The organism is uncultured Flavonifractor sp. (assembly GCF_944387675.1).
Classification (GTDB): Bacteria; Bacillota; Clostridia; order Oscillospirales; family Oscillospiraceae; genus Flavonifractor.
In genome coordinates this window covers 1-13188 of the sequence record NZ_CALXFV010000011.1, presented here as the reverse complement: position 1 = coordinate 13188, position 13188 = coordinate 1, and the positions used below count along the sequence as shown (strand labels likewise).

13 protein-coding genes are annotated in these 13188 nt (G+C 62.5%); 7 read left to right on the top strand and 6 right to left on the bottom strand.

The features are described from left to right. Nucleotides 1–49: 49 nt before the first annotated feature. The 3 genes from recR to ilvA form a co-directional block, all read right to left on the bottom strand. Complete coding sequence (gene recR, locus Q0J74_RS02225; protein ID WP_297209956.1) at nt 50–652, bottom strand: recombination mediator RecR; 603 nt, start codon at nt 650–652, stop codon at nt 50–52. Between the two features lie 4 nt (nt 653–656). After that, nucleotides 657–1304 (bottom strand): ribulose-phosphate 3-epimerase, encoded by a 648-nt coding sequence (gene rpe, locus Q0J74_RS02220; RefSeq protein WP_297209954.1) that lies wholly within the window; start codon nt 1302–1304, stop codon nt 657–659. Nucleotides 1305–1553: 249 nt separating this feature from the next. Continuing rightward, nucleotides 1554–2774: a threonine ammonia-lyase gene (gene ilvA, locus Q0J74_RS02215; RefSeq protein WP_297209952.1), complete on the bottom strand. Its 1221-nt coding sequence runs from the start codon at nt 2772–2774 to the stop codon at nt 1554–1556. Between the two features lie 134 nt (nt 2775–2908). On the opposite strand from ilvA, the gene Q0J74_RS02210 reads away from it, so the two are divergent. The 7 genes from Q0J74_RS02210 (at nt 2909) to Q0J74_RS02180 (ending at nt 9559) form a co-directional block, all read left to right on the top strand. Then, entirely contained in the window at nt 2909–3553 is a 645-nt protein-coding gene (locus Q0J74_RS02210; protein WP_297209949.1) for a 5-bromo-4-chloroindolyl phosphate hydrolysis family protein, read from the top strand. Nucleotides 3554–3576: 23 nt separating this feature from the next. Then, the gene (locus Q0J74_RS02205) at nt 3577–4764 is read left to right on the top strand and encodes a toxic anion resistance protein (protein WP_297209947.1); all 1188 of its coding nucleotides are present in this window, start codon (nt 3577–3579) and stop codon (nt 4762–4764) included. Nucleotides 4765–4767: 3 nt separating this feature from the next. Beyond that, nucleotides 4768–5289, top strand: a complete 522-nt coding sequence (locus Q0J74_RS02200) for a hypothetical protein (protein WP_297209944.1) — start codon at nt 4768–4770, stop codon at nt 5287–5289. 10 nt (nt 5290–5299) lie between these two features. After that, a complete protein-coding gene (locus tag Q0J74_RS02195) occupies nt 5300–6223 on the top strand; it encodes a TPM domain-containing protein (RefSeq protein WP_297209942.1) in 924 nt (307 codons plus the stop codon). A 105-nt stretch (nt 6224–6328) separates the two neighbouring features. Next, the gene (locus Q0J74_RS02190; RefSeq protein ID WP_297209939.1) at nt 6329–6997 is read left to right on the top strand and encodes a response regulator transcription factor; all 669 of its coding nucleotides are present in this window, start codon (nt 6329–6331) and stop codon (nt 6995–6997) included. 1 nt (nt 6998) lies between these two features. Then, on the top strand, nt 6999–8651 hold the full coding sequence (locus Q0J74_RS02185; protein ID WP_297209936.1) for a sensor histidine kinase: 1653 nt from the start codon (nt 6999–7001) through the stop codon (nt 8649–8651). Nucleotides 8652–8695: 44 nt separating this feature from the next. Next, a complete protein-coding gene (locus tag Q0J74_RS02180; protein WP_297209933.1) occupies nt 8696–9559 on the top strand; it encodes a DUF975 family protein in 864 nt (287 codons plus the stop codon). Between the two features lie 55 nt (nt 9560–9614). Here the strand turns inward: Q0J74_RS02180 and ilvD are convergent, their stop codons facing one another. The 3 genes from ilvD to Q0J74_RS02165 all read right to left on the bottom strand — a co-directional run. Continuing rightward, nucleotides 9615–11276, bottom strand: coding sequence for a dihydroxy-acid dehydratase (ilvD, locus tag Q0J74_RS02175; RefSeq protein WP_297209931.1), 1662 nt, complete (start codon nt 11274–11276; stop codon nt 9615–9617). 92 nt (nt 11277–11368) lie between these two features. Further along, nucleotides 11369–11821 carry a hypothetical protein gene (locus Q0J74_RS02170; RefSeq protein WP_297209928.1) on the bottom strand — a complete coding sequence of 151 codons (453 nt, stop codon included), beginning with the start codon at nt 11819–11821 and terminating at the stop codon, nt 11369–11371. Between the two features lie 130 nt (nt 11822–11951). After that, nucleotides 11952–13188: sigma-54 interaction domain-containing protein (locus Q0J74_RS02165; protein ID WP_297209925.1), on the bottom strand; the 1237-nt coding region annotated here is incomplete at its 5' end.

The window sequence follows — 13188 nt, the reverse complement described above, 5'->3', positions numbered from 1 at the left end:
AAAGCGCCCCGGCAGCCGGGGCGCTTTTTCCGTTCCTGTCTGTTGGGCGCTACATCTCCCTGCGGCCCTCCAGGGCGCGGAGGAGAGTGGCATCGTCGGCATACTCCAGATGGCTCCCCACCGGGATACCGTAGGCCAGCCGGGTTACCTTCACTTGGAAGGGCTTGAGCAGCCGGGAGAGGTACATGGCGGTGGCCTCCCCCTCCGTATCCGGATTGGTGGCCATAATTACCTCGCTGACGGCGCCGGTCCCCACCCGTTCCACCAGCTCTTTCACCCGCAGCTCGTCGGGACCTACATGGTTCATGGGAGAAATCACCCCGTGGAGCACATGGTATACCCCGGTATATTCCCGAGAGCGCTCCATGGCCATCACGTCCTTGGGATCGGCCACCACGCAGATCACCGAGGCGTCCCGCCTGGGGTCCTGACAGATGGGACACAGCCCGTCTCCCTGGGAGAAATTCTGACACACCGGACAGCAGTGGATGGCCGACTTGGCCTCCACAATGGCCTGGGCGAACTGGGCCGCGTCCTCCTCCGGCAGGCTCAGGACGAAGAAGGCGAGCCGCTGGGCGCTTTTGCGGCCGATGCCCGGCAGCCGGGCAAACTGCTCCACCAGCTTTTCCAGGGCGGGGGGAAAATACTGCATGGCCTCAGCCCTCCCGCAGGGCGGCGATGGCAGCCGCCGGGTCCGCTGCGCCGTATACCGCCGAGCCGGCCACCAGAGTATCCGCCCCGGCGGCGATCACTTTTCCGGCGGTTTTGGGGCTGATGCCTCCATCCACCTCCAGACGGCAGGCGGGGTTGTATTTGTCAATGAGTGCGCGCACCTGCCGGATGGTATCCAGCTGGTTCTCCATAAAGGCCTGCCCGCCGAAGCCGGGCTCCACCGTCATCACCAGCACCAGGTCCAGTTCCTCCAGATAGGGAAGGATGGCGGATGCGGCGGTGATGGGCCGCAGGGCCACCGCCTTCTGCACGCCGCACGCCCCCATCAGCCGCAGGGCCTCGGCAATGCGGGTAGGGTGGTCGGCCTCCAGATGAACGGACAGCAGGTCGGCCCCCGCTTGGGCAAAGGCTTCCACATAGCGCACCGGCTTGTCAATCATCAGATGAACATCCAGAAACAGGTCGGTACACTTGCGGATAGACTGCACCACCGGAACCCCGATGGTAAGGTTGGGGACGAAGCAGCCATCCATCACGTCCACATGGAGCCAGTCGGCGGAGGAGACACGCTGGATGTCCCGCTCCAGATTGACGAAATCGGCGGAAAGGATGGAAGGGGCAATTTTAATCATCAGTTACCACTCCAGACACAGGTTTGGATGAAAAGCGGGGCGGACCGGCGGGCGGACCGGCCCCGCGGGCTGGGGACATAGGGACGCCGGCGCACATAAGATACGGCAAGCGGATGTCGCCCGGGGTCCCGCCGGTCCTCCCTACGCGCCCACGGGCTGCCGGCCCGGCGGCCCCTGCCCCGGAACCGCGCACCGCATCATATAGTGTCCGGGAGAGCCGGCGCTCTCCCGGACACAATGGTATTGCAGTTAATTGTAGAAGTCGTTGGTGTGGCACTCCCGGGCCTGGTACCCGGCGGCGCACATGGCGTCCAGAATGGCCTTTTTGTGGCTGTGTCCGAAGGCCTCCAGGGTGACCCGCAGCTCCACGCCGCTCTGACGGTTGATGTTGACAAACTGGTTGTGCTCCAGCTTGATGATGTTGCCGTTGGCACCGGCTACGATTTGGGCCACCCGCAGCAGCTCGCCGGGCCGGTCGGGCAGCTGTACCGAGAAGGTAAACACCCGCCCGCGATTGATGAGCCCGTGCTGCACCAGACTGGCCACGGTGATGACGTCCATGTTGCCGCCGGAGAGAACAGGCACCACGTTCTTCCCCTCACCCTTCAAATGGCTCAGGGCGGCCATGGGCAGCAGGCCGGCGTTCTCCACAATCATCTTGTGCTTCTCCATCATGTCCAGGAAAGCGTCCACCAGCTCGTCGTCGTTGATGGTGATGATGTCGTCAATATTTTTTTGAATGAAGGGGAAAATCTGGTCGCCGGGGGTTTTCACCGCCACGCCGTCGGCAATGGTCTCCACCTTGTCCAGAGTGACCACGTGGCCTGCCTCCAGGCTGGCCTTCATGGAGGCGGCGCCGGTAGGCTCCACCCCGATGACCGTGACGTTGGGGTTGAGGAGCTTGGCCAGGGTGGATACGCCGGTGGCCAGTCCGCCCCCGCCGATGGGTACCAGAATGACGTCCACATCAGGCAAGTCCTGAAAAATTTCATAGGAAATCGTACCCTGGCCGGTGGCGATGGCCAAATCATTGAAGGGGTGGACGTAGGTCAGCCCCTCCTCCTCTGACAGCTTGGCGGCCAGCGCGGCGGCGTCGTCAAAGGTTTCCCCCTGGAGAATGACCCTGGCGCCGTAGTCCTTGGTATTGTTGACCTTTACCAGGGGCGTGGTGGTGGGCATGACGACGGTGGCGGCCACTCCGGCCTGCTGGGCGGCGTAGGCCACCCCCTGGGCATGGTTGCCCGCCGAGGCGGTAACCAGCCCCCGGGCCTTCTCTTCTTCCGTGAGGGTGCTGATCTTATAATAGGCGCCCCGGATTTTGTAGGCACCGGTGACCTGCATGTTTTCCGGCTTAATGTACACATGATTTCCCGTGGCCTTGGAGAAGGCGGGGCTGTACAGCAGGTTGGTATCCCGAATGATGCCGGAGAGCACACTGCGGGCTTCTTTAAACTCTTTCAGGGTAAGCATGGGCGGACTTCCTCTCTTTAAATGGGTACTTACCATTCATCATACCCAGTTTTTTTCCTAAAGTCAACGTGTTCTTGACACCGCTCAGGGGGAAAGGTACAATAAAGCCAACCTCATTTTTGGAGGATTTGTCAATGGCAAAGCTATGGAAAAAGTCTCCCGGCCCCTTTTATCTGGCGGCGGCGGCGTGGGCGGTGTGGGCCGTGCTCGGCCCCATGTACGCCTGGTGGCACTTTGTGCTGGCAGCGGCCTGCTCGGCGGCGGCCTGGCTGGCAGGGCGGAAATTGTTTCCCGACCGGGTGCTCCTTGTGCCGGACCCGGAGCCCCCGGCCAAAGAGCCGGAGCCGGAGGACCCCCTGCTGGCGGAGCGGCGGCGCGCCTTGTCCGAGCTGCGGCGGCTCAACGACAGCATCGAGGATCAGCGGCTCTCCGCCCAGATTGCCCACCTGGAGGAGGTTACCGGGAAAATTTTTGACCTGGTGGCCCAGGACAGGAGCAAACTGGGCCAGATCCGGCAGTTTCTCAACTACTACCTGCCCACCACCCTGAAGCTGCTCAACGCCTATGACCGAATGGATCAGGCGGGAGTGGAAGGTGCCAACATCGACGGCACCATGGGCAAAATAGAGGCTGTGCTGGGGCAGATCTGCGCCGCCTTTGACCGGCAGCTGGACGCCCTGTTTGCCCACGAAGCCCTGGATATTTCCGCCGACATCACCGTGCTGGAGCAGATGCTGGACCGGGAAGGACTGAGCGGCAGCCAGCTGGGACAAGTTTGAATCAACAGGAGGAGCGAATCACCATGACCGATCATACCGATTTTACCCCCGAACTCACTCTGACGCCCGATCTGGGGACCGCCGCCGCCCAGGCCAAGGAGCCGGAGGCTCCCTCCCTCACCCTGGCGCCTGACGCGGCGGCCGCGGCGAAGGCCCAGCGGGAGGCCAACGCCGTCAAGCTGGATGAGAGCCAGCTCACCGAGGCGGAGCGGAAGATGGTGGACGACTTTGCCCAGAAAATTGACATCACCGACTCCAGTGTGGTACTCCAGTACGGCGCGGCGGCCCAGAAGAACATCGCCGGCTTTTCTGAGAGCACCCTCAACTCCGTGCGCACCAAGGATTTGGGGGAGGTGGGACAGGCCCTGTCCTCCCTGGTGGTGGAACTGAAGGGCTTTGGTCAGGACGAGGAGGAAAAGGGCATCTTCGGCTTCTTCAAGAAAAAGCGCAACGAGCTGGAGGCCATGAAGGCGTCCTATTCCAAGGCGGAGGCCAACGTGGACAAGATTGTTGCCGTTCTGGAGGGCCATCAGGTAACCCTGATGAAGGACATTGCCATGCTGGACCAGATGTATGAGCTCAACACCAAGTACTACAAGGAGCTGACCATGTATATCCTGGCGGGCAAGAAGCGGCTCCAGGCCGTCCGCGCCGGGGAACTGGAGGGACTGCGGCAGAAGGCGGCCCAGTCCGGCAGCCAGGAGGACGCCCAGGCCTACAACGACCTGGCCAACATGTGTTCCCGCTTTGAGAAGAAGATCCACGACCTGGAGCTTACCCGGATGATCTCCATCCAGATGGGTCCCCAGACCCGGCTCATTCAGAACAACGACGCGCTGATGCTGGAGAAGATCCAGTCCTCGCTGGTGAACACCATCCCCCTGTGGAAGAGCCAGATGGTACTGGCCCTGGGGCTGGAGCACTCCCGGCAGGCCACCGCCGCCCAGAGCGCGGTGACCAACATGACCAACGAACTTTTGCAGAAGAACGCCGACCTGCTGAAAATGGGTACCGTGGAGACCGCCAAGGAGGCCGAGCGGAGCGTGGTGGATATCCAGACCCTCCAGCATACCAACCAGCAGCTCATCTCCACCCTGGACGAGGTGATGCAGATCCAGAAGGACGGCGCCCAGAAGCGCCGGGAGGCGGAGGCCGAGCTGGGCCGCATTGAGGGCGAGCTGAAGCAGAAGCTGCTGGAGCTGCGGGGCTAAGCCATGAAATTTTTGAAAAGCTATACCGGCGGCCTGGTGGTGCTGGCGGCGGTGATTGTGCTGTCGGTGCTGCTGGGCTCCCACCGCTCCCTGGTGAGTGAGCGGACCCGTGTGGAGGCGCAGTTCGCCCCCATTGCCGGAGATCTTCGGGACTGCCTGGACATCACCGCCAACCTGCTGACGGTGGGGGCGCGCTACCTGGAGGAGAGCGCCCTGTCCGCCCTGACGGACAGCCGGGAGGCCCTGGGTCAGCAGCAGAGTATTGCCGGCGCCTATGCCGACTATACCCGTCTCCAGGCAGAGGCCGCCGCCGTGCTGGATGAGCTGGAAGACCGTGACCTCACCGACAAGGACAGCCAGTATGTCCGGGGCTTCCGCACCGACTTGGCCTCCGAGGCGGACACCATCGCCCGGGACGGCTACAACGACGCGGCGGAGCGGTTCAATGACGAGGTGCTTGGGGCCTTTCCCGCCAGCATCCTGTCCAAACTGACCTTTGTGGCTCCCGCGGAGCTATTTGCATAGGAGTGCATCTATGAAACAGAGAGTTTGGAGCGTGCTGCTCTGCTTGACCCTGGTACTGGGCCTTCTGCCCGCCACCGCCGGGGCGGTGGCGGAACCCACCGACGCCTTTTATGTGGCCGACTATGCCGATGTGCTCAGCGATGAGACCGAGCAGTACATCGTCAGCAAAAACAAGACCCTGTTTGAAACCACCGGCGGCGAGATTGTGGTGGTGGCGGTAGATTTTATGGACGGCATGGACTCCGCCGACTACGCCATGGCGGTGGCGGAGAACTGGGGCGGCATCGGTGACGCGGATCGGAACAACGGCTTTTTGCTGGTGTACGCCGTGGGGGAGAACAAGGTGTGGGCCATGACCGGGTCCGGCCTGGAGGGCGCCCTCCCCGCCTCCCGCATAGAGCAGTATCTGGAGCAGTACTTTTATGACGGCTACGATGCCGGGGACTATGACCAGGCCACCCGGGACTTCTTTGACGCCATTTATGGCTGGTATGAGAGCTATTACGCCGGCAGCGCCGGCGGCGGGGAACAGGAGTTTTACGATCCGGAGGCGGAGAACGTCCACGTCTACGGCTATGTGGGTCCCGTGTTCGGCTTTGGCCTGTTCGGGCTGTTTGGGTTGATTGTGGCGCTAATCATCATCGCCTGCCTGGCGGACGGCTGGCGCTACCGCCGCTACCGCCGGCGGTACCTGATGCCCGGCATGCCCCCGCCGCCCTACCTCTACCGGCCCCTTATCTTCGGCCGCCCCCCCCGTCCCCGGCCCCCCAGACCGCCCAGAGGACCCCGGCCGCCCATGGGCGGCGGCTTCCACGGCGGCGGTTCCTTCCGGGGCGGCGGCGCGGGCCGGGGCGGCTTCGGAGGCGGTTCCTTCCGGGGCGGCGGCTTCCGTGGAGGAGGCGGCTTCCGGGGCGGCGGCGCCGGACGGCGATAACAGACGCATCTATCCCGGAGGAGGCTGTCCTCCGGGATTTTTTTCTCCGTGACATCAAACCGACACAACCGGGTGCTATCCTGGGGCCGGAAGGAGGGAAAGGATATGGAAGAGCGGGTACTGCTGGCCGAGGACGAGGCACGGCTGCGCGCCATTGTCCGGGACTACTTCCAGGCCCACGGGATGGCCTGCGACCTGGCAAAGGACGGGGCGGAGGCCCTGGAGCTGCTGCGGCAGCGGGACTACGACGCGGTGCTGCTGGACGTGCTCATGCCGGAGGCCGACGGCTTTGCGGTGTGCCGGGCGGTGCGGGCGCACAGCCGGGTCCCCATCCTGTTCCTCACCGCCCTGGGGGAGGAGCGGGACATGCTCCGGGGCTACGAGCTGGGCGGGGACGACTATGTGACCAAGCCCTTCTCCCTGGCGGTGCTGCTGGCCAAGACGAAAGCCCTTATCCGCCGCAGCCGGGGGGAGGGGGGCGAGACGCTCACCTGTGGAGCCATCACCCTGGAGCCAGCCGGACACCGGTGCGCGGTGGACGGGAGGGAGGTGGAGCTCTCTCCCCGGGAGTATGCCCTGCTGCTCTGCCTCATGCGCAACAAGGGCCAGGTGCTCAGCCGGGCGCAGCTGCTGGACAAGGTGTGGGGCATCGACTTTGACGGCGGCGAGCGGGCGGTGGATGTGCGCATCAAGCGCCTGCGCTCCGCGTTGGGTCCGGCAGGAAGCCAGATCAAGACGGTGTTCAAGGCGGGATATCGAATGGAGGGCGGCTGAGATGGAGGACAAGCGGCTGTTTTTCAATTGCCTGGCAGGGAAGCTGGCCGTCTTCCTGCTGCTGTGGGCGGCGGTCATGGCCGCCCTGGTCTGGGTCAACTACCGATGGTGCCAGGAGGATGTCGTACAGCAGTACAGTGATCTGCCTATGCGGATCAGAACCGGGGAGGTCACTTTCAGCGCCCAGCCGAAGGATCTGGGTATCGTCCGGTTCCTTCCCTGGGAGGACGGCTATTGCTCCGCCCAGCTCACCATGATGGGTGAGCACCTGCTCCGGGACTATGGGGGTCAGCTCTTTCTGCGCATCTACGAAAAGGACGGAGACCGGCTGGGCCAGACGCAGATGCTGGTAGGGTATACCGGAATGACCGGGGAGACGGATCCGGAGGAGGACTCCATCGTGTATCTGGTTTTTGACCCCGCCATGACCGATGAGGAGATGCTGGCGGCGCTGGAGATTTTGAATGGCTATCCGAAGCAGGTGTTCTACCGGTATGACGATGATGTGAGACCGCGGTTCACCGGCGTCCAGGCAGTGGGCTGGCGGGAAGGAGAGGCGCTGTATGTGCAGAAGCTGACCCTCCTCTTTGAAACGGGGGAAGTGGTGCTGGCGGATACGGAAGCCGATTTGTTCCCCGGCCGGGCGCCGGAGTCCTATTCCGGTACCTGGGTGGAGTTTTATTCCCCACTGCTGGGCCGGGGGGACCCGGAGCCCCAGCTGGAGCGCTATCGCGCTCTGGAGGCGGAGGTGGATGAAATCGAGGAGACCTTTCCCCGGTGGCCCCAGGAGGGGCTGGCCTATGGCGGCGGCTGGAATTCCAATGCCTACCTGGTTGCCGGCGCCGTGAGACCTCTTGCGTCAAACTATTCCCTGCCCAAGCTGTACGCCCTCACCGGTCTGGAACCGATGCTCCTGCTCACCCTGGGGATGGCGGCGGCCCTGTCTCTGTTTACCGCCTGGCTGGAGTACCGGGCCATCCGCCGGGAACGGGCCTTTACCCGGGCGGCGGCCCATGAGCTGAAGACCCCCCTGGCCATCCTTCGGACCCACGCCGAGGCCCTGCGGGAGGATATTGACCCGGAGAAACGGGGGGAGTACCTGGATGTGGTGCTCTCCGAGACCGACCGGATGGCCGCCCTCACCGCCGCCCTGCTGGATCTGGCCCGGCTGGAGCGGGGGGAGGCCCTGAACCGGGAACCGTTGGAGCTGTCCGCCCTGGTAAAGGGGGTCCTGGACAGGTTGGCCCTGCCCCTGGCGCAGAAGGGGATCGCCCTGAGTCTGGACCTGTCTCAGGTGTGGACGGAGGGAGACCGCTCCCGTCTGGAAAGTGTGGCGGCCAACCTGGCCTCCAACGCCCTGCGTCACTGTCCTCCCGGCGGGACGGTCGCCGTACGGGCGGGCAAGGAGGGTCGGTGGGCGGTGCTGACGGTGGATAACGACGGCGAGCCTATCCCGGAGAAGGACCTGTCCCGGATCTGGGAGCCCTTCTATCGGAGCGATCGGAGCCGCAGCCGGGACACCGGCGGCACCGGTCTGGGTCTGGCCATCGTGAAGGCGGCCGTGAAGGCCCACGGCGGGGAATATGGGGTCTCCAACCGGGCGGGGGGCGTCACCTTCCGGGTGTCGCTGCCCTGCTTGCAAAGCGCCCAGTGATGTGGTATGATACCCTCACGACACTGAGATTGTGAGGGATTCTTATGGGATTTAACCGGCCGGAGGCCAAGTATCGGGCCAGGCTGGCCATGCGGGGCGCCTATCCACACCCCATGTTGGTGACCCTGGTGTATGTATTGCTTACCGGGGTGCTGACCAGCGCCATCATGTATTTTGTATCCAATCCCTTTACCCTGGCCTACTGGTATCTGATGGACGGGGAAGAGCTGGAGGATGTGTTTTACTACCTCTTCACCTTCCAGAGGGTGAGGGTCTATCTGCTGATGGAACTGCTGATCACCCTCTACCAATGGGTGATGGTATTCGGCTATGCCGCCTACGGCCTGGACCTGGCCCGGCGGACGGGGCCGGGCTACCGCACTTTGCTGGAGGGCTTTTCTCACCTGGGACGCGCTCTGCTGGTCAGCTTCCTGCCGGCCCTGTTTGCGACGCTGTGGGGGCTGGCAGCCACGCTGCCCGGTGTAATTCTCCTGATAGCGGGAGGTGTGACGGAGAGCAGCGTCCTGATGCTGTTGGGCGGCCTGCTGATTGTCTGCGGAGCGGTGATTGAGACGGTGGTCGCCTACCGCTACCGCCTGGCGGTCTACATCCTGCTGGACAATCCGGACATGAGTACGCTGGCCGCCATTACCGCCAGCAAACAGACCATGGTGGGTCATAAGTGGGAACTGTTCGTGTTGGACCTATCCTTCCTGGGCTGGTGGATTCTCTCCGCCTTTACCCTGGGTATCCTCAGCCTGTGGGTGGCGCCCTATGCCGGGTGTACCGAGGCTAACTTCTATCACTGGGCGGTGTATGGCTCCTTCCCGGAGGAGCACACCGGCTATCAAAGTCCCACCTATCAGAGTCCTTATCAGGATGACAGCAACAGCGGCCCCCAATTCTGAGCACAAACAAGAAGCCGGCCTGCCGCATCAGCGGCAGGCCGGCTTCTTGTTTTCTTTATTCCAGGACGGCGCCCCGGGCGGCGGAGGTGACCAGCTTGGCGTACCGGGCCAGGTAACCGGTCTGGACTTTGGGCTGGGGACATACCCACTTGGCGCGGCGCTGGGCCAGGGTGGCCTCGTCCACGTCGAGGGTGATGGAGCAGCCGGGAATGTCGATGGAGATGATGTCCCCCTCCTCTACAAAGGCGATGGGACCGCCCTGAGCGGCCTCGGGGCAGACGTGGCCGATAGAGGCCCCCCGGGTGGCGCCGGAGAACCGGCCGTCGGTGATGAGAGCCACGCTCTCCCCCAGACCCATGCCGCAGATGGCCGAGGTGGGGTTGAGCATCTCCCGCATACCGGGGCCGCCCTTGGGACCCTCATACCGGATAACCACCACGTCGCCGGAGACAATCTTTCCCTCGTAAATGGCGGCGATGGCGTCATCCTCACAGTCAAACACACGGGCAGGGCCGGTGTGGCGCATCATCTCGGGAGCCACGGCGGAGCGCTTCACCACGCAGCCCTCGGGAGCCAGGTTGCCCTTGAGCACCGCAATGCCGCCGTCGGAGGAGTAGGGATGCTCGATGGGGCGGATGAGCTCGGGGTTACGGTTGACTACCCCCTCCAGATTTTCCTCCAGGGTTTTGCCGGTGCAGGTGAGCACGCTGGTGTCCAGCAGTCCCTTCTTGGTGAGTTCCTTCATCACGGCGTATACGCCGCCGGCCCCCTCCAGATCCTCCATGTAGGTATCTCCGGCGGGAGCCAGGTGGCACAGGTTGGGGGTCTTGGAGGAAATCTCGTTGGACAGGTCCAGATCCAGCTCAATGCCGCACTCGTGGGCGATGGCGGGCAGATGGAGCATGGTGTTGGTGGAGCAGCCCAGGGCCATGTCCACCGTCTCGGCGTTGTGGAAGGCGGCCTCGGTCATAATGTCCCGGGGGCGGATGTTCCGTTTTACCAGCTCCATTACCTGCATGCCGGCGTGCTTGGCCAGCCGCAGCCGGGCCGACCACACGGCGGGAATGGTGCCGTTGCCCCGCAGACCCATGCCGATGGCCTCGGTGAGACAGTTCATGGAGTTGGCGGTGTACATGCCGGAGCAGGAGCCGCAGGTGGGACAGGCGTTGTTTTCGTAGTCCTCTACCCCTGCCTCGTCCAGCTTGCCCGCCTTGTAGGCGCCCACCGCCTCAAACATGTGGGACAGGCAGGAACGGCGGCCGTCATTGAGCTTTCCGGCCAGCATGGGGCCGCCGGAGCAGAAGATGGTGGGGATATTCACCCGGGCGGCGGCCATCAGCAGGCCGGGAACATTCTTGTCGCAGTTGGGAATCATCACCAGACCGTCAAACTGGTGGGCCAGAGCCATGGCCTCGGTGGAGTCGGCGATGAGATCCCGGGTCACCAGGGAATATTTCATGCCGATGTGGCCCATGGCGATGCCGTCGCACACGGCGATGGCGGGAAATTCCACCGGAGTGCCTCCGGCGGCCCGGACGCCGGCCTTCACAGCCTCGGCAATCTTGTCCAGGTTCATATGGCCGGGTACGATCTCGTTATAAGAGCACACCACCCCGATGAGGGGGCGCTCCAGCTCCTCCTTGGTGTAGCCCAGAGCGTAAAACAGGGAGCGGTTGGGGGCACGCTCCACCCCTTTTGTCACGTTGTCGCTGCGCATGGCAAGCCCTCCTTGCGGTTGGTTTCATGGCTCCCATTATAGCGCAGTACTGCGAGAAAAGAAAGATAGCTATGATACAATCTCCCAAAATCTCAGCAGTCCAGCTCAAAATATGCCAGCTGGCAGCCCTGTGGGTCGTAAATGGCAATGGTGCAGTTGTGTGGAACGTCCAGGCTGTACCCCTCCGGCGAACGGTCCAGGTACCAGTACCAGCCCCGGCTGGGTACGGTGTAGTCCAGTCCGTCATTCTCCAGCAGAGAGCAGATGGAGCCCAGCACACTGGCGGCCGCCTCCTCCATGGGCAGGTCCTGCCAGTTGCTCCGCCCGGCCAGCTCCACCGCCAGAGCCTCCCCGGTTTCCGGGGCGAAGGCCAGGACGACGCAGGATTCTCCGTCTCCGTGGAAGCCCCCGTGGGTGTCGAGGTCAACCACAACATCCCCCTCCGGCAGGGACAGCTCCAGGACCTGGGATACCTCCTTGACCGGCGAAGCGGCGCAGGATGCCAGCAGCAGCACCGGAAGGAGAAACAGCAGTTGTTTCAGCATGGGCATAGCCCCCCTTTCTGCCCTACAGGATATCACGGATTATATTATAAATCAATTAAAATTTATTGAAATACAATAAAACCAGGGGGGATCTACAGATGTCTGGCGGAAGAGTCGAATGTAAAAGCATCTATCGAAGATTGTAGTAGTACATTTTTCGATACAGTGTGGAGCGGGCGACATTAAGCCGCACAGCCGCCTTGCTGACGTTCCAGCGGCATTCTTCCAAAACGCGGAGAATTTCGTCCCGCTCATCGGACAGGTCTCCACTGCTGAAGGAGGCCGCCTGGCTGCCGACGGGGGCGGAGGGAACGGAGAGCTGGGCGGGAAGCAGGCTGTGGAAAGCATGGGCATCTATGACGCTTTCCTTGGAAAGAACCACGGCCCGCTCGATGACGTTTTGCAGTTCCCGGATGTTGCCGGGCCAGGAGTAGGACTGGAGCAGATCCTGGGCCTCCGAGGTCAAGAAAAGGGGACCGCGATTATAGCGCTGCTCCATCCGCTTGAGAAAGTGCTTTACCAGCAGGATCACGTCACCTTTGCGCTCCCGCAGGGGCGGAAGCTGTAAGGAGAGCACATTGAGGCGGTAATAGAGATCCTGGCGAAAATGTCCTGCGACACTTTCCTGAAGCAGATTGCGGTTGGTGGCGGCAATGATGCGCACGTCCACGGCGATATTTTTCTTTCCGCCCACCCGGGTAAAGGTTTTTTGATCCAGGACACGCAGCAAAACCGCCTGCACGTCCAGCGGCAGCTCGCCAATTTCATCCAGAAACAGGGTGCCTTTATCTGCCAGCTCAAACTTGCCGGGACTGCCGCCCCGCTTTGCGCCGGTGAAGGCTCCCTCTTCATATCCAAACAGGGTGCTGGTAATAAGCTCCTTGGGAATGGCGCCGCAGTTTACCGCGATAAAAGGACCGTTTTTCCGAAGACTGCCGCTGTGGATTGCCTGAGCAAACACCTCTTTCCCAGTGCCGCTTTCCCCCAGAATCAGGACGTTGGCGGAGGTCTCGGCGGCAACCTTGGCAAAGCGAATCATGGAGGACAGCTGCAAATCTTCCCCGATGATGTCGTTGAAGGTAAGCAGAGCGTCGTTGGTATTGATGCGCTGGGCCAGGGTCTTGGCACGCATCAGCTCACCAATGAGAACCAGCGTTTCAGGAGAGTCGGAGGCTTTGCCGATTTTTCTGCATGTGACGGTACAGTTGTAACAGCCATTTTGGAATACCAACGTTGTAATGTAATCCGTGACAGCCTCGTTGGCCTGGATGGAGGAGAGCAGATTGATGTCAGTGAACAGCTCCTGGATTTTGGTTCCCAGAAGCTGCTCCTTGGTCGTCTTAATGTATTTCAGAACAAAATCATTA

Excerpts from the sequence above, each read along its gene's own strand:
- Q0J74_RS02185 (WP_297209936.1), top strand. The coding sequence starts at position 6,999 with ATGGAGGACAAGCGGCTGTTTTTCAATTGCCTGGCAGGGAAGCTGGCC.
- Q0J74_RS02170 (WP_297209928.1), bottom strand. The coding sequence starts at position 11,821 with ATGCTGAAACAACTGCTGTTTCTCCTTCCGGTGCTGCTGCTGGCATCC.
- ilvA (WP_297209952.1), bottom strand. The coding sequence starts at position 2,774 with ATGCTTACCCTGAAAGAGTTTAAAGAAGCCCGCAGTGTGCTCTCCGGC.
- ilvD (WP_297209931.1), bottom strand. The coding sequence starts at position 11,276 with ATGCGCAGCGACAACGTGACAAAAGGGGTGGAGCGTGCCCCCAACCGC.
- recR (WP_297209956.1), bottom strand. The coding sequence starts at position 652 with ATGCAGTATTTTCCCCCCGCCCTGGAAAAGCTGGTGGAGCAGTTTGCC.
- Q0J74_RS02190 (WP_297209939.1), top strand. The coding sequence starts at position 6,329 with ATGGAAGAGCGGGTACTGCTGGCCGAGGACGAGGCACGGCTGCGCGCC.
- Q0J74_RS02180 (WP_297209933.1), top strand. The coding sequence starts at position 8,696 with ATGGGATTTAACCGGCCGGAGGCCAAGTATCGGGCCAGGCTGGCCATG.
- Q0J74_RS02200 (WP_297209944.1), top strand. The coding sequence starts at position 4,768 with ATGAAATTTTTGAAAAGCTATACCGGCGGCCTGGTGGTGCTGGCGGCG.
- rpe (WP_297209954.1), bottom strand. The coding sequence starts at position 1,304 with ATGATTAAAATTGCCCCTTCCATCCTTTCCGCCGATTTCGTCAATCTG.
- Q0J74_RS02195 (WP_297209942.1), top strand. The coding sequence starts at position 5,300 with ATGAAACAGAGAGTTTGGAGCGTGCTGCTCTGCTTGACCCTGGTACTG.
- Q0J74_RS02205 (WP_297209947.1), top strand. The coding sequence starts at position 3,577 with ATGACCGATCATACCGATTTTACCCCCGAACTCACTCTGACGCCCGAT.
- Q0J74_RS02210 (WP_297209949.1), top strand. The coding sequence starts at position 2,909 with ATGGCAAAGCTATGGAAAAAGTCTCCCGGCCCCTTTTATCTGGCGGCG.